General features: G+C 56.9%; 25 protein-coding genes. 19 read left to right on the forward strand and 6 right to left on the reverse strand.

Annotated features, from left to right (window positions below; genetic code table 11):
- Positions 1–7 precede the first annotated feature (7 nt).
- The 16 genes from V0R37_RS09765 (at position 8) to V0R37_RS09840 (ending at position 14,508) form a co-directional block, all read left to right on the forward strand.
- Positions 8–2,452: a VirB4 family type IV secretion/conjugal transfer ATPase gene (locus tag V0R37_RS09765; protein ID WP_420374353.1), complete on the forward strand. Its 2,445-nt coding sequence runs from the start codon at positions 8–10 to the stop codon at positions 2,450–2,452.
- Positions 2,453–2,463: 11 nt separating this feature from the next.
- Positions 2,464–2,805 carry a hypothetical protein gene (locus tag V0R37_RS09770; RefSeq protein ID WP_420374354.1) on the forward strand — a complete coding sequence of 114 codons (342 nt, stop codon included), beginning with the start codon at positions 2,464–2,466 and terminating at the stop codon, positions 2,803–2,805.
- A gap of 393 nt (positions 2,806–3,198) precedes the next feature.
- Positions 3,199–3,576 (forward strand): hypothetical protein, encoded by a 378-nt coding sequence (locus V0R37_RS09775; protein WP_420374355.1) that lies wholly within the window; start codon positions 3,199–3,201, stop codon positions 3,574–3,576.
- 78 nt (positions 3,577–3,654) lie between these two features.
- The gene (locus tag V0R37_RS09780; protein ID WP_319280921.1) at positions 3,655–4,359 is read left to right on the forward strand and encodes a TrbJ/VirB5 family protein; all 705 of its coding nucleotides are present in this window, start codon (positions 3,655–3,657) and stop codon (positions 4,357–4,359) included.
- A gap of 11 nt (positions 4,360–4,370) precedes the next feature.
- Positions 4,371–5,321: a TrbL/VirB6 family protein gene (locus V0R37_RS09785; RefSeq protein ID WP_420374356.1), complete on the forward strand. Its 951-nt coding sequence runs from the start codon at positions 4,371–4,373 to the stop codon at positions 5,319–5,321.
- A gap of 88 nt (positions 5,322–5,409) precedes the next feature.
- Positions 5,410–5,547 carry a conjugal transfer protein gene (locus tag V0R37_RS09790; RefSeq protein ID WP_420374357.1) on the forward strand — a complete coding sequence of 46 codons (138 nt, stop codon included), beginning with the start codon at positions 5,410–5,412 and terminating at the stop codon, positions 5,545–5,547.
- A 3-nt stretch (positions 5,548–5,550) separates the two neighbouring features.
- The gene (locus tag V0R37_RS09795) at positions 5,551–6,237 is read left to right on the forward strand and encodes a VirB8 family type IV secretion system protein (protein WP_420374358.1); all 687 of its coding nucleotides are present in this window, start codon (positions 5,551–5,553) and stop codon (positions 6,235–6,237) included.
- A 27-nt stretch (positions 6,238–6,264) separates the two neighbouring features.
- Positions 6,265–7,152 carry a TrbG/VirB9 family P-type conjugative transfer protein gene (locus V0R37_RS09800; RefSeq protein WP_420374359.1) on the forward strand — a complete coding sequence of 296 codons (888 nt, stop codon included), beginning with the start codon at positions 6,265–6,267 and terminating at the stop codon, positions 7,150–7,152.
- On the forward strand, positions 7,149–8,276 hold the full coding sequence (gene virB10, locus V0R37_RS09805) for a type IV secretion system protein VirB10 (RefSeq protein ID WP_420374360.1): 1,128 nt from the start codon (positions 7,149–7,151) through the stop codon (positions 8,274–8,276). The genes V0R37_RS09800 and virB10 overlap by 4 nt, the downstream gene beginning before the upstream one ends.
- Positions 8,277–8,325: 49 nt before the next feature.
- A complete protein-coding gene (virB11, locus tag V0R37_RS09810) occupies positions 8,326–9,273 on the forward strand; it encodes a P-type DNA transfer ATPase VirB11 (RefSeq protein ID WP_420374361.1) in 948 nt (315 codons plus the stop codon).
- 147 nt (positions 9,274–9,420) lie between these two features.
- The gene (locus tag V0R37_RS09815) at positions 9,421–10,338 is read left to right on the forward strand and encodes a TrfA (protein ID WP_420374362.1); all 918 of its coding nucleotides are present in this window, start codon (positions 9,421–9,423) and stop codon (positions 10,336–10,338) included.
- Positions 10,339–10,789: 451 nt separating this feature from the next.
- Positions 10,790–11,248 carry a hypothetical protein gene (locus V0R37_RS09820; RefSeq protein WP_319280906.1) on the forward strand — a complete coding sequence of 153 codons (459 nt, stop codon included), beginning with the start codon at positions 10,790–10,792 and terminating at the stop codon, positions 11,246–11,248.
- A 34-nt stretch (positions 11,249–11,282) separates the two neighbouring features.
- A complete protein-coding gene (locus V0R37_RS09825; protein ID WP_319280904.1) occupies positions 11,283–11,720 on the forward strand; it encodes a hypothetical protein in 438 nt (145 codons plus the stop codon).
- A complete protein-coding gene (gene stbB, locus V0R37_RS09830; protein WP_420374363.1) occupies positions 11,717–12,424 on the forward strand; it encodes a StbB family protein in 708 nt (235 codons plus the stop codon). The genes V0R37_RS09825 and stbB overlap by 4 nt, the downstream gene beginning before the upstream one ends.
- A gap of 23 nt (positions 12,425–12,447) precedes the next feature.
- On the forward strand, positions 12,448–12,870 hold the full coding sequence (locus V0R37_RS09835; protein WP_420374364.1) for a hypothetical protein: 423 nt from the start codon (positions 12,448–12,450) through the stop codon (positions 12,868–12,870).
- A gap of 12 nt (positions 12,871–12,882) precedes the next feature.
- A complete protein-coding gene (locus tag V0R37_RS09840) occupies positions 12,883–14,508 on the forward strand; it encodes a type IV secretion system DNA-binding domain-containing protein (RefSeq protein ID WP_420374365.1) in 1,626 nt (541 codons plus the stop codon).
- A gap of 77 nt (positions 14,509–14,585) precedes the next feature.
- Here V0R37_RS09840 and V0R37_RS09845 read toward each other — a convergent pair whose 3' ends face one another.
- On the reverse strand, positions 14,586–14,996 hold the full coding sequence (locus tag V0R37_RS09845) for a very short patch repair endonuclease (RefSeq protein ID WP_420374366.1): 411 nt from the start codon (positions 14,994–14,996) through the stop codon (positions 14,586–14,588).
- A gap of 208 nt (positions 14,997–15,204) precedes the next feature.
- Here V0R37_RS09845 and dcm point away from each other — a divergent pair, with 208 nt between their 5' ends.
- A complete protein-coding gene (gene dcm / locus V0R37_RS09850; protein ID WP_420374367.1) occupies positions 15,205–16,476 on the forward strand; it encodes a DNA (cytosine-5-)-methyltransferase in 1,272 nt (423 codons plus the stop codon).
- Here the strand turns inward: dcm and V0R37_RS09855 are convergent.
- The gene (locus tag V0R37_RS09855) at positions 16,371–17,549 is read right to left on the reverse strand and encodes an HNH endonuclease (protein ID WP_420374368.1); all 1,179 of its coding nucleotides are present in this window, start codon (positions 17,547–17,549) and stop codon (positions 16,371–16,373) included. The two genes, dcm and V0R37_RS09855, sit on opposite strands and share 106 nt — an antisense overlap.
- A gap of 200 nt (positions 17,550–17,749) precedes the next feature.
- Here V0R37_RS09855 and mobF point away from each other — a divergent pair, with 200 nt between their 5' ends.
- A complete protein-coding gene (mobF, locus tag V0R37_RS09860; RefSeq protein ID WP_420374369.1) occupies positions 17,750–20,647 on the forward strand; it encodes a MobF family relaxase in 2,898 nt (965 codons plus the stop codon).
- A 490-nt stretch (positions 20,648–21,137) separates the two neighbouring features.
- A complete protein-coding gene (locus tag V0R37_RS09865) occupies positions 21,138–21,836 on the forward strand; it encodes an SOS response-associated peptidase (RefSeq protein ID WP_420374370.1) in 699 nt (232 codons plus the stop codon).
- Here the strand turns inward: V0R37_RS09865 and V0R37_RS09870 are convergent, their stop codons facing one another.
- From V0R37_RS09870 to V0R37_RS09885, 4 genes are all read right to left on the reverse strand, one after another.
- Positions 21,837–22,046, reverse strand: a complete 210-nt coding sequence (locus V0R37_RS09870) for a hypothetical protein (protein WP_420374371.1) — start codon at positions 22,044–22,046, stop codon at positions 21,837–21,839. It abuts the gene before it with no gap.
- A gap of 49 nt (positions 22,047–22,095) precedes the next feature.
- Complete coding sequence (gene ssb / locus V0R37_RS09875) at positions 22,096–22,575, reverse strand: single-stranded DNA-binding protein (protein ID WP_420374372.1); 480 nt, start codon at positions 22,573–22,575, stop codon at positions 22,096–22,098.
- Positions 22,576–22,653: 78 nt separating this feature from the next.
- Positions 22,654–23,454: a DUF3560 domain-containing protein gene (locus V0R37_RS09880; protein ID WP_420374373.1), complete on the reverse strand. Its 801-nt coding sequence runs from the start codon at positions 23,452–23,454 to the stop codon at positions 22,654–22,656.
- Between the two features lie 560 nt (positions 23,455–24,014).
- Positions 24,015–24,548: a JAB domain-containing protein gene (locus tag V0R37_RS09885; protein WP_420374374.1), complete on the reverse strand. Its 534-nt coding sequence runs from the start codon at positions 24,546–24,548 to the stop codon at positions 24,015–24,017.
- Between the last annotated feature and the right edge of the window lie 70 nt (positions 24,549–24,618).

Raw genomic sequence — 24,618 nt, forward strand, 5'->3', positions numbered from 1 at the left:
TGTTTCCATGACTGCTGCTACCACCTTGGCCGTGGACGAACGGCGCGTCTCGCGCTATCTGCCCTATTCCCATCATGTCACCGACCAGATCATTGCCTGCGACAACCATGAATACCTGGCGGTCATAAAGGTAACGGGCCGCGCGCCGGACGCCTATGCACGAGATGAGCTGAAAGATTGGATCGAAGCGCTGCATAACGTACTACGCGGCTTGCCTATGGGATCGCTTGGCCTGTACTCCCACATCGTGCGCCGCCGCGTCACGGAATACCCCGACAGCACCTTTAACCAGCCTTTTGCTTCCCGGTTCGATGCCGCCTACCGTGCCACATTCGATGCCTCGGGCCTCATGATCAACGACCTATACCTGACAGTCCTTATTCATCCGGTACAGGATCCGATACTAGGCACATTCGCCAGCCTGGAAAAAGCCGACGCGCAACGCATTGCGCACTGGCAAGCCGAATCCATCGAACGCCTGAACGGCATCATACGTGCCTTGAGCGCTGGCCTTTACCGCTACGATCCACAAACCCTGGGCATCGTAGATCGCAAAGGCTTTGCCTTCAGCGAAGCCGCCGAGTTCCTGGGATTTCTGCTTTCCGGTACGCACCGGCCCGTACCGATCAGCCGAGAACGCTTGCGAGACACCCTACCCTACGCCAGACCGATCTTTGGCCGCCATGGAGAATTGGGGGAACTACGAACCGTCGCCAGCTCTCGCATCTTTGGCATGATGGAGTTGCGCGACTACCCCGAAGCGACGAAAGCCGGACACCTGGATCGGCTGCTGGGCCTGCCACACGAGTTCGTACTCACCCAATCGTGGGGCAGCCATACTGGGGCTGCAGCCAAGAAGCTGGTCAAAAAACATCACAAGCTGCTGGTCGATTCCGGCGACGATTCGATCAGCCAAGTTACCCAACTGACTGAGGCCATGGACGACCTGACCTCAGCTCGCCTGGGCCTGGGCGACCATCATGCTACGATGCTGATTTATGGCGACACGGCTGAAGGGGTGCGCCAGGCCTTGGCCCAGACCGCCACAGCGCTAGCCGAAGAGGCGGTCGGCTTCCGGCCACTGGACCGAGCGCTGGAAGCCGGATTCTGGGCGCAACTGCCCGGTAACTGGCACTGGCGGCCACGCCCGGTACCCATCACATCGCTCAACTTCCTGTGCTTTTCCAGCCTGCATAACCAACTGACCGGCAAACCGGTCGGCAACCCCTGGGGACCAGCGGTCACGATGCTCAAAACCCAGACAGGCAGCCCGTTCTTCTTCAACTTCCATGCCTCTACCGAGGACTTGGACGAAACCGGAAAACGTCGCCCGGGCAACACCATGATCATTGGGATGACCGGCACGGGTAAAACCGTGCTGCAGGGAATGCTGATTACCCAGGCGCAGAAATTTGGTGCAACGTGTGTTGTTTGGGACAAGGATCAGGGCATGCAGGTGCTCATCATGGCGCTGGAGGGCCGCTACTTCAACATCCGACTTGGTGAAGCAACAGGCTGGAATCCGTTCCAGATGAAGCCCACCAAAGGAAACGTCGCCTTCATGGTGCGCCTAGTCGTATTCCTGGCCGAGCGCCGGGGCGAAGCAGTCACCACACGACAGCAGGCCGATATCACCCAGGCCGTGCAACAGCTGACCACACTGATCGACCGGGAGGCCCGCACACTATCAACCCTGAATACCTTGCTGCCCAACCCGTACAGCGAAGATGACACCACAAGCACTATCCATGCTCGTCTGGCCCCGTGGTGCCAGGGCGGTGAATACGGCTGGGTTTTCGATAACCCTGCCGATGAACTGAGTCTAGGCACCGACATGGGCAAATCCGCCATTTTCGGATTTGATCTGACCGAACTGCTCGATGATGACGCGGTGCGGGGCGCAGCCACGATGTATCTGAAGCACCGCGTTGATGCCCTGCACGATGGCCGGCGCATCATCAACCTGTATGACGAATGCCAGCACCCATTAAAGGACAGGCATTTTCAGGAAGACATGCAAGATGCCAGCCGTACCATCCGCAAGAAAAACGGCGTGCTGGCCTTCGCCACCCAGGAGCCGGGCGCCATCACGGAAAACCCAGTCGGCCCCTCACTGGTTCAACAGACGGCAACCTTGATACTGCTGCCCAACCCCAGAGCCAAGGCCCGCGACTACATCGAGGGCTTCGGCCTGTCGCCCACTGAATTTGAACTGTTGAAGTCTTTGGGCGAAGCCAGCCGCAAGTTCCTTGTCAAGCAAGGCTCCAGTGTCACGGTCGCGCAACTGGACTTGTCCGGCTGCGAAGACGAATTGCTGGTGTTCTCCGGCAGCCCCGACATGGCTGAGATAGCGGAGCAGGCCGTGGCCCAGGCCGGGCATGATCCGGTCGCTTGGTTGCCTGTGTATCTGGACCTCGTCAAACAAAGCCGCCAGATAACCGCCATCTCATAAGAAGGTAGCCTATGAAACAAGACACTCATGACCGGGAAAAGCAGCTAGCAGCGCTTAGACATAACCAGCGCCAGGCACAGGCCCGCGATGATCTGCAGGCGACGAAAGATCAGGACTTCTATGCCCGCCTCGGGCTTTCCGGTCCCGACAGCAGCACCCCAGAGGATGCGTATGTCATTTCAATCCACTGCGAACGCTGGGATCTTCCAGATCTGGAAGCAGGTGTGACCAGTACGCGCGACATCGAACTCGATCGCGTCACCCTCGATGCCGATGACCCAGTGCGCCATAGCCGGGATTACGGAATTTCCGAACCATCGAGCACCGATCCCAGCATGACCCCGAACATCTAGTTCCGCTCCGCGTATCCGCGCGAAGACCATGCTTATTTTGAGCAAGGTGTAGAAAAATATTACAGCCTACACATTCACGAAGTGAACGGCCACCCACCTGGCCCCGCCGAGTATCAACGGGTGGCTGACTTGGTCGGCGTTCGCTTTGACCAAGCTGTACTACAGCAGGAACAGGGGCTTGAACAAGAAGGTCCAGACCTGTGCTCATGAACCCATTCAACCTACACCAGTCCCTGTTGCGAATGACGCCATGGCACACTTTGTCGGTACATTCTGAAACATGAGCAAGGGTCCGACTGGCTTACAAAGGCCGGGCACGTTTGCAGCGTGATGACGCCTGGGAAGATTTCTAGCGCACTCAGGTCCACCTAACCGTTCACCATAGGAAACCCAATGAATCGACGACATTTCATCACTGCAGCTGGTGTCAGCGCCTTAGCAATTCTTGCAGGTTGCAAGACTGAGCCCAACGGGGAAAAATTCATCGGGTACTGGTTCTCGGACAATGGTCGCTATCCCCCAACCCTGGTTCACATTGAACGCAATGGCGACAGCTTTCTGTTCACAGAAACCGCCTGGAATAATCTCGGCAAAGTTGGCTACCGGTCCAATACTGTGCCTGCCACGCTCAAGAGTTCAGACAATATCCTCGTGGTGGCCGACGCTGCCCAGGTGGCCTACAAAGAAGCAGATGATGAAATTGTTTCCGACAGCCTGAAGGCCCGGCGCATTACAGAAGCCGAATACCAGGCCGCCGTTTCCAAAAAGTAGACCTCTACTACTCCTTCCCGAGCACGACACAAAAAGCGGCGGCCTAGTTCGCCGTCATCATTTCCCCCTGGAGCCCTCATGACACGCTGCAAATTCCTTGCGGCGGGCATTGCTTTGTCCGTCACCTTCCTGAATCCGGCCCACGCCAGTGGTATCCCTACCGTCGATGCAGCCACCATCGCGCAACTGCAGGAACAGTTGCTCACCGCCCGCGACCAATTGAAGAACCTGACCGAACAGCTGCAAACGGCAAAAAGCCAACTGGCGGCTTTCACCCAGTCTAGCGGTTACGGAAATGTCGCGAGCGATCTCGATATCCGCAACCAACTACGCGCCGCGCTGCCATCCAGCGCCCAAGACCTCCTGGATCGCTCCGGCAGTTCGGGCCTTAACGGGGATGTCTCCCGAATCACTGATGATGTTATGGCACCAGTGGACTTCAGCGAGGATCGCCAACAGCTCTCAAAACGTGCACTGAACATTGAAGCCACCGCGAAGGCCATGAGCGAACGTGCTTATGACTCCATGACTCAACGTCTAGCGAATGTGGATACGCTACAAAGCAAGATTAATGAAACTACCAATCCCAAAGAGATCGCCGAATTACAAGCTCGCATCCAGATTGAACAGGCCAATATCACCGCAGAGCAGACACGCATTGAACTGGCGTCTCAGCAACTGGAAGCAGAACGTAACTTGTTGCAGGCAAGAGCCGAACGGGTCTATGGCGGCTGGTTTGGAAACAGCTCAGGATCGAGCAGCTCCACCGGCCCTGCAGAATAGGTCCGAACATCATGGCCAGCCTCACCCCCCCCGTCGCACCTCCCTCGGCCCCGAGCGACATCGCACAATGGGTCACAACTCAGACTGAAAGCATACTGAGCGATGCCATCAATAGCCCCATGCAGGCGCTGTTTGAAGCGCTTATGCCCGTTATCGTTGTGGGCCTCACACTGCAGTTTGTGGTGTACGCATTTGCCCTTATGCACGGGCAGAGCAATTTGACCGTGACTGAGTTCTTTCGTAAAGCAATTCTTGTGGTCATTATTTCAATGATTTTTGGTGCTGGTGGCCTGTATCAGGCCGACATCGCGAAGACGATGATCGCGCTGCCGGACAATGTCACACAATTGGCGCTCGGCACAGGTGACGTGGCCTTGGAAGTAGACAGACTGCAGAATGAAACAAGTGAGGCATCCAATGCCATGCTCGGCGCTAGCGACCGTCCCTGGTACAACTTCATGCCTTCAACGAAGGAAGTCCTAGTCAGCATTCTGGCGACGCTGTTGCGCATCAATGCCGCCGTAGTAGGCAGCATCATCATGGTCATTGTCGTGGTCTGCAAAGTAGGCATGGCCCTAGTCGTCGCTGCAGGCCCAATTTTTATTGCCGCCACGTTGTTTGAACCAACCAAGCAGCTTTTCAACAGTTGGGTATCTCAGGCACTGAACTTCATATTCCTGGCCTTGCTCGCAGGTCTTGTCTTTGGCCTCATCCTGCAGCTCAACATTCAACTGATCCGCATGATCGCCGACCAGATTGAAACGGGTGTTTCCGACGTTCTCTCGCTGTTTGGAGCCCAAGTGCTGGTTGGAGCAGCAAGCCTTGTAATCATGGTCATGATTCCAGGCCTCGCAGCCGGGCTATCTAATGGCTTCGGCGCTCAGCTCGGTGTGGGTACCGCTGCCAGAGGGGCGTTTTCAATGCTACGACTGCGCAGCATGCTGCGCCTGCGTGCCAAATAGGCATTCTGCTTGTCGGCCCATGATGGGCCAATCAACCGGCTTTCCATCCCCAATCCTTCTGCCGGTCCGGCAGGACAGGAATCTTTCCATGAAAAACTTTTTTGCCGCCCTTGCGCTGGCCGGGCTGCTGGCTGGCTGCGCCTTTCATGCGCCGCAGCCGCCGCAACCTGCCGACTCTCCTCGCGTGCCGGTCAATGCTACGCCGCCTCTTTTCAAAGGAGTTTGACTCGTGTCCGCATCTCTTAAATCCGAAGACGTTGCCGCCTACTTGGAGCAGTCGCGCGGCTTGGAACGGGATCACCTCGGCGAGCTCGTTAGCAGCCGTAAGCGTGCCTGGCAGGTGGCCCTCGGTGCAGGCCTGATCGCCCTGGCCTCCATCGCTGCTGTTGCGGGCCTCACCCCTTTGAAACAGCCACCTGAAATGTATGTGGTCCGCGTCGATAGCGCCACCGGCTCCATCGACCATGTCAGCAGCCTGGGCCAACCGCTGGAAGACTACGGCCAGCGCATCGCCAAGTATTTTCTGAACACGTACGTGCTGAACTGCGAGGGCTACAGCTGGCAGACGATACAGGAGCAATTCGACACGTGCGCCTTGCTGTCCTCTGCACCCATCCAGACGCAGTACGGCAAACGATTCGAAGGGCAGGACGCCGTCACGACACGCCTCGGTACCCAGGGCACCATCGATGTGCAGGTTCATTCGATCACATTGGGTGCCAACCAGGCCGCCATCGTACGCTTTACCAAGACAGAGCGGGAAGTCACCACGGGCAACATCACCAAGGCTCAGCACCTGATTGCCACCATGGCGTATCAGTACACCGACGTGCCGCTCACCGAAGAGGTCGCCCGCCTGAACCCGCTGGGCTTTCAGGTCATGCGCTATGACCTGGCTGCCGATCTGTCGCGCTGACACCGACAAGGATCTGAAGGAATTCTTATGTTTAAACATTTCCCCAGTCGGCAGGCGCTGGCGTTGTTTCTTTGCCTGGCCATCCCTGCCAGCGCCCTGGCGCTGGAGACCCCTCGTTCCTCGCGGCTCGACCACCGCGTGCGCTATGTCAATTACAACGACGCCAATGTCATCCAGCTCAATGCCGTGATCGGCGTGGCCACCCATATCGTGCTGGAGCCCGGCGAAAAATACGTCTACCACGTCTTTGGCGATAGCCAAGCCTATGCGTTTACCTACAAGAACAATCATCTGTTCTTCAAACCCACGGCAGAAGACGCCAACACCAACCTTATCGTCGTCACTGACAGGCGCGATTACAGCTTCCGGCTCTCGTACAGCGACAATCGCAATTCAGCCGCCTTGTACAAACTCGTGGTTCGTTATCCAGAGGCTGAAGCCAGGCAACGGACCCAGGTCGCACAAAAGGCTGCGATTGAGCGATCCTTACAAGCCGTCAGCGCGAACATGAACTGGCAGGCCTACACCCGCAGCGGCGACGCGGCCATCGCACCGGTACACGCCTGGGATGATGGCCGTCAGACCTGGCTGCAGTTTGCATCGCAAGCCGACATCCCGACCGTGTACCGCGTCACACCAGACGGCGAGGAAGTCATCACCAATCACCACATGAAAGATGAACGCACCATGGTGCTACATCGCACGTCTGCCTTATGGCATCTGCGCCTGGGCGACCAAGTGCTGGCGATTCACAACGGCGCCTACGGCACCACACCCGTACCAGCACATACCGGCACGGCATCACCAGCAGTCAGACGCAGCGTCAAAGGCGCAGCGGGCCCGCAGGCGCCCGCTGCGGCACCTGTGCCCACCATCCGCATACGCGAAGCCACGCAAGAAAGGAAGTCCCCATGACGGAAAAGGAACAAGACCAGGCACAAGCCTCGCAAGAGGGGAACCCTAAAGACGCTAACCTGGAGCGGCAAACGCTGAATCTGGAAGCAACCGGGCGCAGCGCCCCACGTGGTGCCCGCGCATTTCTGTGGCTCACCATCCTGATCGCTGTGGCAGTAGCTGCCGGCGTACTCATGAAGGTCTGGAGCCGAGAGCCAACAACAAAAGCCGATAGCGGCCTGGAAGCCGATCAAAGCGGCATTACCAATCGCCTCAAAGCCCCCAAGGTAGAGCGTCCCGCGCCACCTCCAGCACTGCCGCCTCCGACGCCCGAGCCAACGGTGGCGCCCAGCTACAACGTCCCGCCACCCATGCCCGCAGCTCCGCCTCCCATCGATGAGCTTACCCAGCGTCGGCTGACCAGCCCGCTACAGGCGGGTGGCGCAGACGCAAGCGGCACGACCCCAAGCCAGTCAAATGGCCCTCAAGGCCCTTATAGCGATGCTGGTCCCCTGGCCGACAAGCTGCGCCCGCTGGAGCTGGCCCCATCAGTGGCCGGGCAACTGGGTGACCGCAACTTCCTGCTCACACAAGGCACCATGATCGACTGCACCTTGCAGACAAAACTGGTCAGCACCCAGTCCGGGCTTCTGACGTGTCTGGCCACGCATGATGTCATGAGCGCCAACGGCAAGGTCAAGCTCATTGATGCCGGCACCAAGTTCACGGGTTATCAGTCTGGAGGCATACAGCAAGGCCAGGCCCGCGCCTTTGTGACTTGGAACCGACTGGAAACGCCTACCGGTGTCATCGTGAACCTGAGTTCGCCCGGCACAGGCCCGCTGGGCGAAGCGGGATTGGGCGGACATATCGACAACCACTTCTGGGAACGCTTTGGCAACGCCATCCTGCTTTCTCTGGTGGGCGACTTCGGTAACTGGGCATCCAATCAAGGGCAATCGGGCAGCAACAACATCCGCTTTGACAACACCGCCGAAGGCGGTCAGGAAGCGGTTGCAAAGATTCTGGAGAAGTCCCTGGACATTCCCCCCACCCTTTACAAGAACCAGGGCGAGCGTATCGGCATCATGGTCGCCCGTGATCTGGATTTCAGTCACGTCTATGAGCTTGAACCCATCCACTGAAGCGATCCCCTTTGATCGATCCATTGCGGTTCGCACCTTTCTGCGACCTTTGTCCAAACATCAGGAGGATCCCAATGTCACTGAAATCGCCATCGTGCGAGCCGGTGAGCTTTACACCCGCACACGCGGTGCCTGGCAGCTTCATGAGTGCCCCAAGCTTTCCTACCCGCACCTGGAGGCCCTGGCCACGGCACTGGCCGCGTACAACCATATGGCACGCAGCCCCATTCAATCTGTCGTCCTGCCCGATGGCGAGCGCGGCCAGATCGTATTGCCACCAGCCTGCATTGACGGCACTTTGGCCATCAATATCCGCAAGCACGCCCAAGTGGCGCTCTCCCTGGAGGAACTGCAGTCGCAAGGTGCTTTTGAGGCCGTCCATGACGCCGCCGCCCAATACACGCCGGACGGTATTTCGAGAACCGATCAAGAACTGATGGCCCTGAAGGACGGTGGTGACATTCCCGGATTCCTGCTCGCTGCCATTCAGGCTCGCAAAAACCTGGTCATCTCCGGCGCGACAGGTTCGGGCAAAACCACCTTTGCAAGATCGCTGATCGACCGTGTGCCCGTCGATGAACGCCTGGTCACCATCGAAGACGTGCATGAGCTCATTCTGCCCCGGCACAGAAACCGCATTCATCTGATGTATGGCGGCAGGCGCGGTAGGGTTTCGGCCACCGAAAGCCTGGCCGCCTGCATGCGCTTATCGCCAGACCGGATATTCCTTGCCGAGCTACGCGGCCCTGAAACCTGGGATTACCTGGCAGCGTTGAATACGGGCCATCCAGGATCCGTCACCACCACCCACGCCAACGGGGCCGCCGATGCCTTTGACCGCCTGGCGATGCTCATCAAGCAATCACCCACGGGCGGCAACCTCGATCTGCCAACCATTCAAGCATTTCTGCGCCAGACCGTAGACATCGTGCTGCATTTCGAGCGGTTCAGGCTGAAAGAGCTTTGGTTTGAGCCCAGGCGACAAGCCATCGGCTGAACCGCAGCCAACAACGCCCTGAAGGGCATCCATTTCCATCACTGCGGCCGGGCATCGCTTTACTCGCTCGCATCTACCCCTGAACCCGTGTGAGGCGCTGCACACGATCCAGGCAGGCCTTGTATGGGCTCGCCTGGAGCTTTACCCATGACCTCATCCACCCGTGTGCCTTTTCACAAGGACAACAATCTGCTGCGCCTGTCAGCAGCCATGCAACGCGCTCAGCAAAAAGCCACTCAAGCCCTGGCCGCCGCCGCAGAAAGACAGGCCTCAACTCCAACGCCATTCATGCTGCCGGGCATCAATGAAACGGCGCGCGCCATCCCCAACTACATCGCCCGAAGCGCCATCTTTGCGCCGGTTCGTCGTGGATGGCGCACCATGCACGATGACGCCGTGTTTCTGGAAGGCAGCAACATCCTGCTCAAAGGTTCTGGCAAGCAGTTGAGCGAAGACCACGCCGACATCTGGATGCACGCCATGTACCTACAGACCACGGCTTTGCTGGGCGAAGCGCCTGTCATCAACCGAGCGGATTTCCTGCGCGGCATGGGCAGGCCCACAGGAGGCAGCGCCTATGAATGGCTGCATGAAGGCATGAAAGACCTGGCTCGCTTCACATTGTGCATTGAGGCCCGCAGAAAGGATGGCTCAGTCAAATACAGCTATGGCAAACACCCGTCAACACGAGTTCTTGCCATGCTGGGCGGCTTCGATTACCACGAACCTACCGGCAGCTATACCTTGTACGCCGATCCTCGTTGGGCGCAAATCTTCGGCAACCGAGAGTATGCCCTGGTGGACTGGGCCAAGCGCCTGCAAATGCGCCATGACCTGTCCAAAAGCCTGCAGCGCCTGATCGGCACATCCGCCGACATCCAGCAAAAATATAGCTTGGACATTCTCAAGCAACGCGCCCAATACACCGGTCGCATGCGTGATTTTCGAACGAGCCTGGAGCGCAGCCTGACAGAACTGGAAGCGCTGCAAGTAATCGCAGAACCCCACATAGAAACCGCCACCCGGGGCCATGAACAAGCGGTCTGGACACGACTGGATCGCTAGATTCTCCATCGTCATAACATCGCGCCCGACTTCCAAAAACAGCCGATTCAAGGGTCTTTTCCGGGCTGTGGATAAGTGGTTTCTACCGTCGTCATAGCATCGCGCCTGCATCGTCATAAGATCGCGGCTTCTCGTCACAGCATCGCGCTTTATCGTCATAGCATCGCGCATCATTTCTGGAAAACCGCATAAACAGGCGCTTTCCAGCCATCAAAACGCCTTCTACCTTATTTCTACCTTACTTCTACCAACGAGGCCTGTGAATAAGTCGGGCTATCCGCTTACCGAACACGCACCATCCTGTCTGCACAACTCCGACCGTCTTGAATCATCACGCTGGGCATCCGCACAGCGGCTGCATCGGTCAGCAACGGAGCACATTCGCCCTTTCGGGCATCTCCTCTCTCATCCCTCATCACTGCCCTTCAAGACACAGGGCAAAGGAAATTTCATGAGCACGACCATCGACACCCGCATGCTCAACATTGTTCAGAGAGCCACTCACTACGGCATTGGCACCATGAGCCTGGGCGAAGCCCTGACCGCCGCTCTAGTGCTCGATCGCAGCGACTGGCTCCATGAGCGAGGCTATAGCATCGCCGAAGCTCTGGATCGAATCGGCCCGGGCTGGGCGGCCCGCCTCCCCGAGGTGGCCAGGCAATTTCACACCAACGTGACCCAAGCCCGATCTCGATTTTCCTTCGAGATCGTTCCCCACCACCCCGAGACCGGCGGCTACACCCTGCGCCTGCTTGATGACGGCCAGGAAGTCGGCGGCGGACAGTTCTCTGCACAGGGTAAGTCGGTTCGATTCGCTGACGAGCAGTCCGCCTACGACGAAGCGTTGGCCGCAGGCTGTTCGTGGCTGGCAGGCAAGCAGGCCAAGGTCTTTCCCGAACGGTCGCACTGAGCGACCCCGTGTTCACCTCAACCCCTGGAAACCTATGAATGAATCTCCATCCATAACGCGCTACCGGGACACACTCGCATCCCTGGATCCTCGTATCAGCCTCGCTGCACAGTTGCGCGCGCTGTTTCCCTTGATCGAGGCTGAGCTGGCTGTCGGTGTTCCCCATGCCGCCGTGCTGGACGATCTGGCCGCCGCAGGCCTGACGGTACAACGCAGCACCTACGCCATCACGTTGTACCGCTGGCGCAAGGCCCAGCGGCCAGCAGCCAGCCAACCAGCCTCGACAGTGAAACCGTCCTCATCTCCTCCGGCACTTGATGCTATCCAAGGCCGACCGCGCAACATCCAGACACCCGGCGATTTGCGCAAGATTCGCGACATGCAGATAGACCTGGAGGCTTTGCGCCGTGAAGGCCTGGCCAATCGTACACAGACTGCTGACAGCAACCCCACCAAAAGGAATAAACCATGAAAGTCGCCGTCCTGAACTACACCGGCTCCGTTGGCAAGACAGTTGCCGCCTCTCACCTTCTGGCGCCACGCATGAACAGCGCACAGATCTTTGCAGTGGAATCTACCAACGAAACGGGCGCCGACCTGGGCCTCAATGTCGATCAGCTACGCGGTGAACACTTTGGCCGATTATTCCGCGAACTGCTCACCCGCGAAGATGCGATTGTCGATGTAGGCGCCAGCAACATCGAAGATTTTCTGACGCACATGATGCGCTATGAAGATGCTCACCAAGAAATGGACTACTTCGTACTGCCCGTCATCAATACCGGCAAGGCCCAGCGCGAAACCATCAAGACCGTGGCTGCACTAGCGGAACTGGGCGTTGATCCAGAGCGAGTACGAATCCTTTTCAATCGTGTCGATACCAGCGTGCAGGATGAGTTTCCCTCCATCCTTGCCTATGCCGCCAAAACAGGTGAAGTGCAGGCGAACCCTCAGGCCGCTATTTACGAAAACGAAGTCTTCGAGCTGCTCGCCGACCAACGCACCACGATTGCCGACGTATTGGCTGACCAGACTGACTACCGCGCATTGCTTCGGTCTGCCGATCCTGAAGACCATGTTCGCATTTCGCAATTGAGCAACCGACACGCCCTGCGTGCGCTGGCCAAGCCAGTGGACCGGCAAATGAACGCGGCTTTCACCGCGCTGTTTTCCTGAGCCCGGCCAGCATGGAATCACACTTGAACTCCAGTGGCGCTCGTACCAAGCTGGATTTGCTGTACCACGAGGTGCTGGGTGAAGTAGCCGGCCTCGTGGACAGACTGGAAAGCGCCACCCAAAACCTGGATGCGGTGCAAAAGCAGATGCAGACCATGGGCGAAGTTCAGCAAGTCCTGCCTCAGCAACTCAGCCGACATCTCACCGCCACGATGGAAGCGGCAGCCAAACCCATCAACCAGCATGTCGAACACGTCATTCAGACCATGCTGGATGACACCGGCGCCCGGCTGGATCAATTGGCCCAGAATGCTGCGAAGTACGCCAGCATCGCCCATCAGTCCGCGCGGCGTATGGCGATCATCGCACTGATCGTAGGCGGCGCAGCAGGCATTCTGGGCGGCTTGTTGGCAGGCCTTGCCCTGGGCCAGAATTTACTCTCTTGAGGACCGGCACTTATGTCCGCCTTGATCTCACCCATCACCCGGCGGCGAATTGCCGCCTTTTCTTTGGCACTCTTGCCCACCGCCGCCTGGATGGCCGCTGCCACCTGGGGTAGCCACATGCACTGGCGAGACTGGAACGCCCAAACGTTCTGGCACTTTATGATACTGACGCCGCAGTACCCAGTGCTCTACGGTGCGCTGGGCATCGGTCTGGTCCTGGCCCTGGTGCTGATTCTGCTTATCGGGCGCACCACCAGAACTGAAGGATTTGAGGGCGCTGCCTATAAGCGCTTTGTACGTGGCACGCGCACCACTTCTGCAAAAAGCCTAGCTCTCCAGTGCGAAGAAGGTGGCAAACAGCAAATCGACGTGGGGGGCATCCCCATGCCGATCGCCAATGAAAACCTGCATCTGCTCATCACCGGCGCGACGGGTTCCGGCAAATCGGTGCTGTTGCGCAACATGGCCGCTTCGGTGCTCAGGCGCTCAAGGCACACTATGAACAACCGTTTACTCGGCCAAATGCCAGAGCGCAACGATCGGATGATCGTGATCGATCCCAATGGCGACCTACTCAGCAAATTCTGGCAACCCAACGATGTGATCCTAAATCCATACGATGCCCGCAGCCAGGGCTGGTCGTTCTTCAATGAGGTTCGCGCCGATTACGACTGGAAGCGGCTAGCCCACTCTATGGTTCCGATGAGCCAGGACAAGAACGCAGAAGAATGGAATGATTTCGGTCGTCTGCTGCTGCGCGAGACGGCCAAGAAACTGCATCAACTGCAAGGCGACGAAGCCAGCATCATGGACTTGTTTCGCCTGTGCACCATCGAAGACCCGAAGGTGTTAAAGCAATTTCTGGAAGGCACTCTGGCCGAATCCCTGTTTGTCGGCTCCAGCGAAGCCAGCAAAGCCTTGTCTTCCGCCCGCTTTGTGCTGTCGAACAAGCTATCGGAACATACAGGCATGAAATCGGGAAAATTCTCTATTCGGGATTGGCTGGGCAAATCAGACGGCGGAAATTTGTATATCAACTGGCGCGAAGACATGATGAGCTCCATGAAGCCGCTGGTGTCGTCGTGGGCTGACGTGTTCATCACGTCGATTCTATCCATGCCCGAAAGCGCCCACCGCCGCTGGTGGCTGTTCATTGATGAGCTTGCTAGCCTAGAAGCTCTGCCTTCACTGGAAGCCGGTTTAACCAAAGGCCGGAAAAACGGCCTGCGCATCGTGGCAGGGCTGCAGAGCACCTCCCAGTTGGAGCACATCTACGGGCGAACCATGGCCACCACCATCCGTGCCAGCTTCCGCAACTTGGCTGTGCTCGGTGGCTCCCGCACCGACCCCCAAACGGCGAAAGATATGAGTGAAAGCCTGGGAAAGCACGAGGTCGAGCGCCCCAAGTACAGCATTAGCCGAAGTGTGGATCATCGAAATACGTCGGATAACATGGATCGGACGACGGAAGACGTGGTAACCGCGGCGCAGATACAGTCGCTGCCATCGCTGGATGGGTACGTCGCTCTTGCCGGGGACTTTCCAATCGCACGAGTAAGCATGCGGTTGAGAGGCTTTACGAACGCTGCAGCGGCATTCAACGAGTTGTCGATAGGACGGAAACGTGCAAAGGCCTAAGCTCACCCTGCAGCTCTTCGATTCTCACAGCCAACCTGCATTTGGCCATCTCCTCGAATCACAATGGGATGCACATTTCATCGTTTCGGCCCAAGGAACTCTCTTAACCGTTGCTCTACCGCCGAAAGATCTTTGGTCTCGCACTCCCACAGCACGAGCACCGACCAACCCAGCCGCTCCAGTTCGGCGGCATTACGCTCATCTCGTTGCCGGTTTGCAGCGATCTTGGGTATCCAATACTCTTGATTCGACTTTGGCTTTGATGCGCGTCCGCATGAATGCGCATGCCAAAAGCAGCCATGCACCATCACGATCTTTCCGTATTTAGGAAGGACAATGTCTGGCTTGCCCGGCAAATCTTTACGATGCAGCCGGAACCTGTAACCCAGGGCGTGCAGCAGCGAACGTACAACGACTTCAGGCTTCGTGTCCTTGTGCCGAATGCGACTCATCAGCGCCGAGCGCTGAGACGGGGTGAACGTGTCCATAGGCAACTATATCCTAGCTCGGCTCTCTTGTAAGTAGCGCCCTAGACGTACATGACTTTTATGTCATGTCTCGCCTGGTACGGGGGGACAGTACCGCTTAAGCTTATGACCGCCCATGTCGTACCACGCCGGGAGAACCATTTTTCCTGTATGATACGGGTTGATACGGGTTCCACCTACCATATATAAATAGACGACGTTCAGAACTATGACCCTTAACGAAGCAGCCAAAGCTATTGGCATTTCTGCGATAACCCTCAAGAGATGGCTTCTCAGCGGAAAAGTCGAGGACGTTGCTCGTAACCGCAATAACTGGCGCGTATTCTCGGACGCCGATATTGAGCGCATACGAAGATTCGCCCAACAACAGCCAAGCGAAGAGAAGAGTGGCAGGGCATCCGGCCTTCTCGGAAGCATCCGTTCAACCAGTCCATCGCCGTATTCTGTCGCGTCTTTTTTCGCGGGAATAGGCGGATTTGATATCGGCTTCGAAGCGGCGGGGTTTTCCATTTCGATGCACTGCGAAGTCGAACCCTTCTGCCAGTCAATCTTAAAGAAGCATTGGCCGAACACTCCCCTACATCACGATATTACGAAAATTGAAAGCCATGAAATCCCCTCTTCAGACGTTTGGGTCGGCGGGTTCCCGTGTCAAGACCTCTCTCTTGCTCGAATGGGTAAACGCGCAGGACTTAGAGGCAGCAAGTCCGGACTGTTTTATGAGTTTGCTCGACTGGTTGGAGAAGGCAAGCCCAGAGTTATTCTTCTCGAAAACGTTGCGGGCTTACTCAGCTCCCACGGAGGAAAAGATTTTGGCATCGTGCTCTCGACGTTGGCAGAGCTCGGGTATTCTGTCGGATGGCGTACTCTTAACAGCAAATACTTCGGAGTACCCCAGTCAAGGCAGAGGGTCTACATTGTCGGATGTCGTGAAGACGGGCGCGGTCCCGGAGAAATACTTTTTGAGTCCGAACGCGGCGAGGGGGATACTCCGTCGAGCAGACCGAATGGGAAGGAACTTGCGGCCTCATTTCAGGACATCATTGGAGATCCTAGCGGAGAAGGCCCCGTAATCCAGGCCCTTGCTTACTGTCTATATGCAACCTCTGCGCGCCACACGGGCACAGACTGGAGCAGAAACTATGTTTGCTATCCGAAAATTGGAGCAGTTCGCCGACTAATCCCTTCCGAATGCGAAGGCGTAATGGCCTTTCCAAAAGGATGGACGCTGCCATCCCATACAGATCTGAGTGCTGATGACCTAGATTCGGCTCGCTACCATGCTCTAGGTAACGCTGTAACGCCTCCGGTTGCCGAGTGGCTTGCGCTGCGGATCCGACAATATTTAGAATCCAGGGACGTTCCAGAAGAAGATCAACGGTTCATTGCTTCGTTGTACGCTTTTAAGAATGAAGGATTCGGCCAGTTGGCTCTTGAGCTGGGTAGTAGCGAAGCAGAAATGTCGCCTTCAATGGCGTAGAAAGGCGCTAAGTCGATTAACCCTTTAGATTCAGCTTCTTTCGCCCTCTCCGATACTGACAGCCTGTAATTTGAAGCCGCGCCGTTGAAGTCGAGCTTGACGATTCCGTTATCAAAAGCCCAATGACAAAGCTTACTCAGGCATAGACCGTTGCTGACCTGATTCAGATCATATTCAGCCCATGGGAGTATATGGGCTGCATCGACCCCCGCCGGCCCCGTCAAGTCTGTTTTAGGCAGGCGAAACCCGGTGAAAAGGCAAGTGTTTCGATAGTTTATTTTTACTTCTCTGCTGAATCTCGCTCCGCCCGAACCCCGCTCTGCCAGCAGCCTCCACGATTTGACGCGGTTGCGCGCAGCCTCCATCAAATCTTCAAGATTCTCTTCGCCGAGGCCCATCACTTCTTCGGTTTCAGTGGCGTGAATGCCCATCCACATAAACCCATCCAAATTCGGTAGTTCAAGAGCCCGTGCGGCATAACGCAGAGGATCGTCCTGTTCTACGTTCATCAGCCGCAGCTCTTCACAGGCCGTCAGTATTCCTCTCACATTGACCGAGCGGAAAGCCACTCTATGCCGCCTAAGCGTTTCCGCCACCGCGCTCTGATCGTTTAATGCCCCTTCCCATGCCTGCATAACCATCTTGAAGCGCTCAATAACGTCCAGTCGGACATAGTCCGATGATGAGTTCGACAAGATCAGTTGGGTTGGACTGATCACCAGCTCATGATCTGAAAACTCGACTATGTCAAATAAGATAGAAAAAACAGAGAAATTATCTTTAAATAACTGGAGCTTTCCTGCCGGCGTAGCTCCTATTTCTCTCTTCGGTTTAGGAAGCAGCAACAACGCCGACAGTATCAGATAAATATGTTTATCTTCATGAGCGTCGGCCAGCCTTATCCGGGGCTTCCCCTGACTATGGCGAATGAAGTTATTTGTGTGAAGCCTAAAGCCGGGAATAATTTCTAGGGTGATCTGGCGGTTGAGGACATCATGGACTCTTATGTTCTCATGGCTACCCGCCGCCTCATATTCCCCTCTCCCGCCGCTCGTTCTTAACGCGATTCGCACTGCGTCTCCTCTATCTGGATGCCTGTATAAGTAAGAGTTTACGACACAAGCCGGTAGCAATAGAGCGTCTGCTCTATCGGTCGCGGACTCGCTGAACCATGCCGCAGAGCCTCCAGCGTCCGGCATATATCCGAAGCCACCAACCACGCGCGAAGTCTGCTGGTGACTTTCTCGCCTCCTCCCTCTCTTCCGGAGCCCTCATGATCTCGCACAGCCAGATCTATCGCGCCCACGCGTCTCTCGCCACCCATTATTACGCTGACCAAGCCGATGATTACTACAGCCGTGACGGCAGCGCCGCCACTTGGCAAGGGGAAGGAGCCCGACGTCTTGATGCAGTCGGTGAAATCGATTCCGCACGCTTCAAAGCCATGCTGCAGGGCGACTTTGGCCGTGGCATCGCAGCGGGCCGGTCGATCCGCAAGGATGCGAAGGCCCGTGCCGCGCTCGATCTGACGTTCGGTGCGCCCAAAAGCATCACCTTGCAGGCCTTGATCGGTGGCGACGAACGCCTGATTCACGCCAACGATAAAGCGGTCGCCTCGGCTCTCGCCTATGTCGAACAGCACCTAACCATGGGCCGTCACAAGCAAAACGGTAAGTCGCGGTTGGAACACACCAGCAATCTCGTCATTGCCAAGTTCCGCCACGAAACCGCACGCCCTACCGAAGGCGCAGCCCCCGACCCTCACCTGCACGTCCACGCCCTCCTGATGAATCTGACCCAGCGGGCCGACGGCAGTTGGGTGGCGTTGTCCAATGAAGAAATCTTCAAACTGCTGCGCGTGACAGACTCTATCTACCAGGCGGAACTGGAACGCAATGTCCGTGCGCTGGGGTACGCGGTTCGCCATGAAAAAAACCATATCGAACTAGCCCACATCAGCCGCGAGCAGATCGAGTTTTTCAGTAAACGCAGTGCCGGCATCACGGCTGAACTGTCTGCACGCGGCACCTGTCGGGAAGAAGCCCCTCACGCCCTGCGCCAAGGCATCACTTTGGCCCACCGCAAAGAGAAGGCTCAAGAACTCAGCCGCACGGAACTGCATCGACAATGGCGTGATGCCGCTGCAGGAATCGGGATGCAGTTTGACCACGCATGGCAACAAGGGGATATCCAGCCGACAAAGGAATTGGAGCATCGGTCCGACCTAGTGGCGCAGGCCTCACTGAACTGGGCGATCCAACATCTGTCTGAAAGGGAATCTGTCATGCCTCTGGCGGATTTGCTGCAAAACGCCGTTCGCCATGCCGGTGGCTATACGGATATTGCGGCCACTCAGACAGCGATCCAGAGCCATGTAGATTCCGGCACCCTGATCCGGGAAGCGCCGCACTACCGGAGCGCCCAGGACATGCAGGCCTCTCCCATGACGCGCGAAGACTGGGCCACAGAAGTCATACGCCTGCGCAGCTTGCCCCGGGACACCGCTCTGCAGCTGGTTGACCAAGCCATTGCCGAAGGACGTCTGGTGATGGAAAGTCCACGCTATGCAACGCGGAAGTCCTTTGAGGCTGAGTCCAGAATACTCGCCGCCGAACGAGCCGGCCGCGGTGCCTGGCACGCCACCATTTCCGACGCCAGCGCCGAAAGCAATTTGGACACGCGCTTGACACCGGGACAGCGCGAGGCCGTCATGTTGATCGCAACCGACTCCGATCAGATCACCGGTATCCAAGGTCTGGCTGGTACTGGCAAATCTTTCGCTCTGCAAAACACTCAAATGATCCTACAGCGCCAGGGACACACCATGGCAGCCCTGGCTCCTTACGGGAACATGGTTCGCAATCTGCGCGAAGATGGCATACCGGTCAACACGATTGCATCGGTACTTTCTGCGTCTGACAAACGCCCCTTCATCGACACCCTAGGGCCAAAAACCATCGTAGTGATCGACGAGGCCGGGGTCGTGCCCGTGCGGCAGATGGACAAGCTGCTGGCACTCATTCAACCAACAGGCGCTAAAGTGGTCTTGCTGGGCGACACCGCCCAGACGAAGGCCATCGAGGCAGGCCGCGCGTTTGCCATGCTGCAGGAAAACGGCATGAAAACCGTATTGATGGCAGACATCCAGCGACAACGCTCTGAACGGCTCCGCCAAGCAGTGCAGCTGGCCGCCGACGGCCAAGCCAGCCGATCTCTACCGCTCCTAGATCAGGTGCTTAGCATCCCGGATCAATTCACTACTGACGAGCATGGCTACAAAAGCCGGGACAGTTCCGCACGATATGAAGCCATTGCCCAAGCCTATACGCGGCTTTCAGCGGCCGACCAAGCGGGCACCATCGTGGTGACTGGAACCAACGCGTCTCGGGTAGCCATCAATGAACGGATCCACGCCCTGCTCGGTCTGGAAGGAAAAGGGCGGCGATGCCAACTGCTGACTCGACATGACACCACTCGCGCAGAACGCAGCGTTGCGCGGTATTACACCGTGGGAGACATCGTCGTGCCAGAAAGGGACTATCAGTGCGGGCTGAAACGCGGCGAAATGTATCGCGTAACCGGCAGTACACGCCATGATCGCCTTACCGTCGAATCGATCCAGTCCGACCAGTCGCCTACTCAAGCCATGGAAATCATTCCCAAAACCATGTCCAAGCTATCCGTCTACCACCTGAGCCGAGCAGAGCTGTCTGTCGGCGACCAAGTCCGCATTACACGCAATGATGCCCATAATGACTTGGTCAACGGCCAACTGGCGAAGGTCGCGGCGATTGATACAAGCAGCGTCACCATCGAAACCAACGGTCGCCGCGTGCAGCTGTCCACAGATCGACCGCTTAACATGGACTATGCCTACACTGCCACCGCGCATAGCGCCCAAGGGCTGACCTGCGACCGGGTGCTTTACAACGCCGAAAGTTTCAGCCGCACGACCGCCCAGGACACCTACTATGTCAGCATCTCACGCGAACGGCACGAGGTTGTTGTATTTACTGACGATGCCAAGAACTTGCCTGAAAGGGTGGATCGACTGACGTACAAAGGGTTGGCGCATGACCTGCAGCCGATGGTATCTAAGCATCTGGGACATGGTCAGAACGAACTGGGGCCGCTTCCGCAACGTGTGGAATCCGGGCTGGAACTAGGATGACTCCCGTATTGGTAGTCGCATTGCAGGAACCCTGTATGTCCATTGCTGCTTGTTTGCAGTCCGCGCGCAATTTCCATGCTGTCTGCACGCAGTCAAAGCACAGATGGAAAGCAGCTCGCATGTAGTCATCGTGTTGAGGGCGCATAGCGGCCACACCGTCTACACATCACGAGGCCACGGTTGTGGCCAGATGTCTTTCCAATAAATCAATCTCTTGCGCATCTTTGTTGCCCTGTATGTCCTACACCAAGGCAAACGTCCGTTTGGTCGCAAGCAGTTGAAAAGCAAGCAGTTTCCTTACCCCGCACGGGGTGCGTCTTGTGTGGCGCTTTTAAGGCCACAAATGAGCGAAAGCGAATTTGGGGTTTTGAAAGTGCCAGCCAGGTCGAAGAGCTGGCAACGTCTCATGACAGGGGCCCATCAAAGATGGGAATAGCTACTAGCCATAATCCATTCGATGTATGGGAATACGATTCTGTCACAATAAAGTATGTGCAATCGATATGTCACACCGAGCCAAGCTGAGATCGAGAGGTTTTGGCATATTGGTAACCGAAACCAACCTCAATGGTGGGAAGCTGCCATCCACCCGCGCGCCGTCGGCCCGTTTATTCGAGCACACGGAAGCGGGCGCGAGCTGGTGACCGGCCAGTGGGCGCTCATTCCTCACTTTGCCAAGATGGCGAAGCTGCCGTATCAAACGAATAACGCTCGTTCAGAGGAATTATCCAGCAAGGCAAGCTATCGCCAACCCTGGCAGCGTGGCCAGCGCTGTATCATTCCGGCGCTGTCTTTCGACGAGCCTTGCTGGGAAACTGGCCGCAACGTATGGTGGCAATTCCGGCGATCAGATGGTGCCCCGTGGGGCTTGGCCGGGCTGTGGAATACCTGGACTGATCCGGCAACGGGCGAAGTCGTAGAAAGCTACACCATGCTCACGATCAACGCCGACACACACCCGTTGATGCGTCGCATGCACAAGCCTGACCCAAGGAAGCCTGGCAGTGCCCAAGGCAAACGCTCAGTCATTCCAATTGAAGTGGATGACGCGGATTGCTGGCTGTCCGGCTCGACTGATGAAGCTAGCAGCCTTCTGCGCTTGGCACCAGAGCATACTTTCGATGCCGCGCCTTTACGGGCAGCATCGCAGGCCGGTGCCAGCGCCACCACACAGCAGCCGCTGTGGTAGCTACTCCGGCATATCCAACAACAGTTTAACCGTCTGGGACACTGTCAGTCCGTCAGTCCAAGCAGACGCCAACACTTCATTACCCTCCATTTCCTGTGCTTCTATGATGGCCTGAGCATCTGACCATGTCATGTCGCCCTGCTCGCACAGCGCGTCATAAACAGCGTTTTCCCAATCGGTCCGTGGTCCGGTTCGTTTTCCGGCTTCCATTCTGTTCTCCCGCGCCAATCAACACCCCGGCGATGCCGGGGCAAATTTCTTAAATACACATCCAGGCGCGTCCTGCACCTGCAAGATTGAACGGAATATCATCGGCCGCTATAGCGCCTCCACCCGTGGACGCAAGGACAGTAGTGACCTTACGCGCTGCCGGTTTAGTTGACGACGCTTGGCCATCTGTACCACGACCTCCAAGCATCTGCATCTGCTCGGCTACGATCTCGGTGCTATAACGGTCAGCGCCTGTTTCCTTATCCTGCCATTTTCTGGTCTTCAATCGCCCTTCTACATAGACCGCACTACCTTGGTGCAGGTACTCGCCGGCAATTTCTGCCAAGCGGTTATAGAACACAATCCGATGCCATTCGGTTTCCTCTCGCTTTTCTCCGGTCGCCTTGTCTTTCCAGCTTGTCGATGTGGCAACGGAGATTGTGCAAATCGCGGCGCCATCCGCACTGTAGCGGATCTCTGGATCGCGGCCCAAGTTGCCGATAATGAGGACTTTGTTGACTGATGCCATTTTGTTGCTCCTGATAGCGGTTCGGCGTAATCTCGCCGACAAATTTCCCAAGCCGATAAAGCGGCCTGGGGCTTCGGTTTAGTTTCCGGTCGATCCGTCCAGAATCTGCATGACAGCTTTTGCCTGCCAAATGGCGGCGTTACTCAATTGCCGCACCCACGCGCTACGCGTTGGGCTCCACCGAAATCCGTGACGTTTTAATATTTCTCGGGTGGCCTTTTCCGGTTTCCCTTCGAACATGAACATCACGCGGTTCTCTTCCGCGTCTTCGGCGTATGCATACCCTGTCCCCTGCACGCTGACCGGCTCACGCTCCTGGTTAGCCCGCAGTTGTTTGATCCGCTGCTGGATACGGCGAATATTCGCGTTATTGTTGGACAAGGCATAAGACGGGAAGCCCACACGTCCGGCATAGTCCGGCGTGATCAGCTTCTGTGCGCTGTCTTCCGAACATCCAAGTTCAAGCAAAGCATGGCGCTGGCCCTCTGGATCAGCCCCATGTTTACGGATTACCCGATTGATTTTCTTCATGTGCTCTTGATTCGCTGTCAATTGCTTCACCTGGCGCAGGAGTTTTGCTATTGCGTCCGGGTCGTCGCTGGATATGCCGCCATCACCTACTGAAGCCGCTTTTTTCGTGTAGTGATCGGCCTTTTTCTGCAGGTCGAAGGTTTTGCCAAAAGTGTTATGAATCCACTGCCTATAGTTACGGTCGCGCCCTTCACTATGATGGCCAATCAAGACCGGCTGGCCGAAGGGAATCGCCTCACCCATCTGCCGCGCCCAGCCATAGGCGGCAGCGGCCTGCGTCTGGGCCTGTGCCGCCCTTGCCTCTAGATTGGCTTTGCGCTCTGCCTGCTTTTGTTCGTAATGGTTCATGTTTCTGCTCCTTCAAAAATGCGCGGTGGCGCGGTAGTGATTGCTGACCAGGCCTGAAGATTCTTGAGCCCGTTTGTAGGTCTCTGTTGCCGGGTTGTGCGCTGTGTCCAACGCGTTGTGCCGCCGGTCCTGTGAGTTCCATCGCCCTTGCCGCGCTGGGTCATGCAGTGACTAGCGGAAAGAGGAAGCTTTGTAAAAGTCGCATTGCGGCTTTTATGAATGCCTCTTGCAGCGCCGGAGCGAAGTGATACAGTCGGCGTTTTGGGGCGATGGAACGCTCAGGACCAGGCTTGCGATTCAACGTACGCAATCCCACAACAGCCCGCGCGGCGAGCGCCTCAATCACCAAGATGGTGATCTAACTTGATTAAATGCAGTTATGGCCTTGCTTTCTGCTTGCGCCGGCAAGCCGCTATTGCCCGTCCTGGCGCACCAGGACGGGCTGCTTTTGTTGAGAAGGAAGAAAACGGATAACTACTTGTGCGACAGCACAGGTCCAATCGGCGCGCCGCATAGCGCGGCGTCCACTAGGGCAGACGAGGATTCACCTCCCCCCAGATTTACACCTGACCTCGTTCCGCTAACGAAGTCGTGTTCTGCCCAGTCACGATGATGTGATCCAACAAGCGAACATCCACAAGTGCTAAGGCATTCTTCAAATGCCGCGTCAGCGCCAGATCGGCTTCGCTGGGTTCGGGTATACCGCTGGGGTGGTTATGCGACATGATGATTGCTGCCGCATCCAAGCGCAGCGCCGTTTTAACGATTTCACGCGGGTATACGCTGGCCTGCGTCAACGTGCCATGGCTCATTTCCATGTAACGGATCACCTTAAACTGGCTGTTCAGGTACAGCACAGCGGCAACTTCATGACCCATGCCCGACAATTTGGCCTGAAAATACCGTTTGACGGCGTTCGGGTTCCCCATGTCGGCCCGATCACCGATCAAGCTTTCGGCTGCGATCCGCGCGGCGGCCAGTACGTGCGAATCGGTCGCAGCATGATATCGGCCTGACGGGCTACGCACATACAGCGTCTGCCCTGCGTTCATGTTGTCATAGCCCAAAGCTGCATTATGGTTAACATGTTCCATTTTCCTGTTCCTTCAAAAGCCGGTTGATTTTCCTGCTGACCGGAGTCGAAGATTCCGAGCCTGGTCGTAG

This window comes from Pollutimonas rozaliensis, assembly GCF_048751585.1.
GTDB lineage: Bacteria > Pseudomonadota > Gammaproteobacteria > Burkholderiales > Burkholderiaceae_B.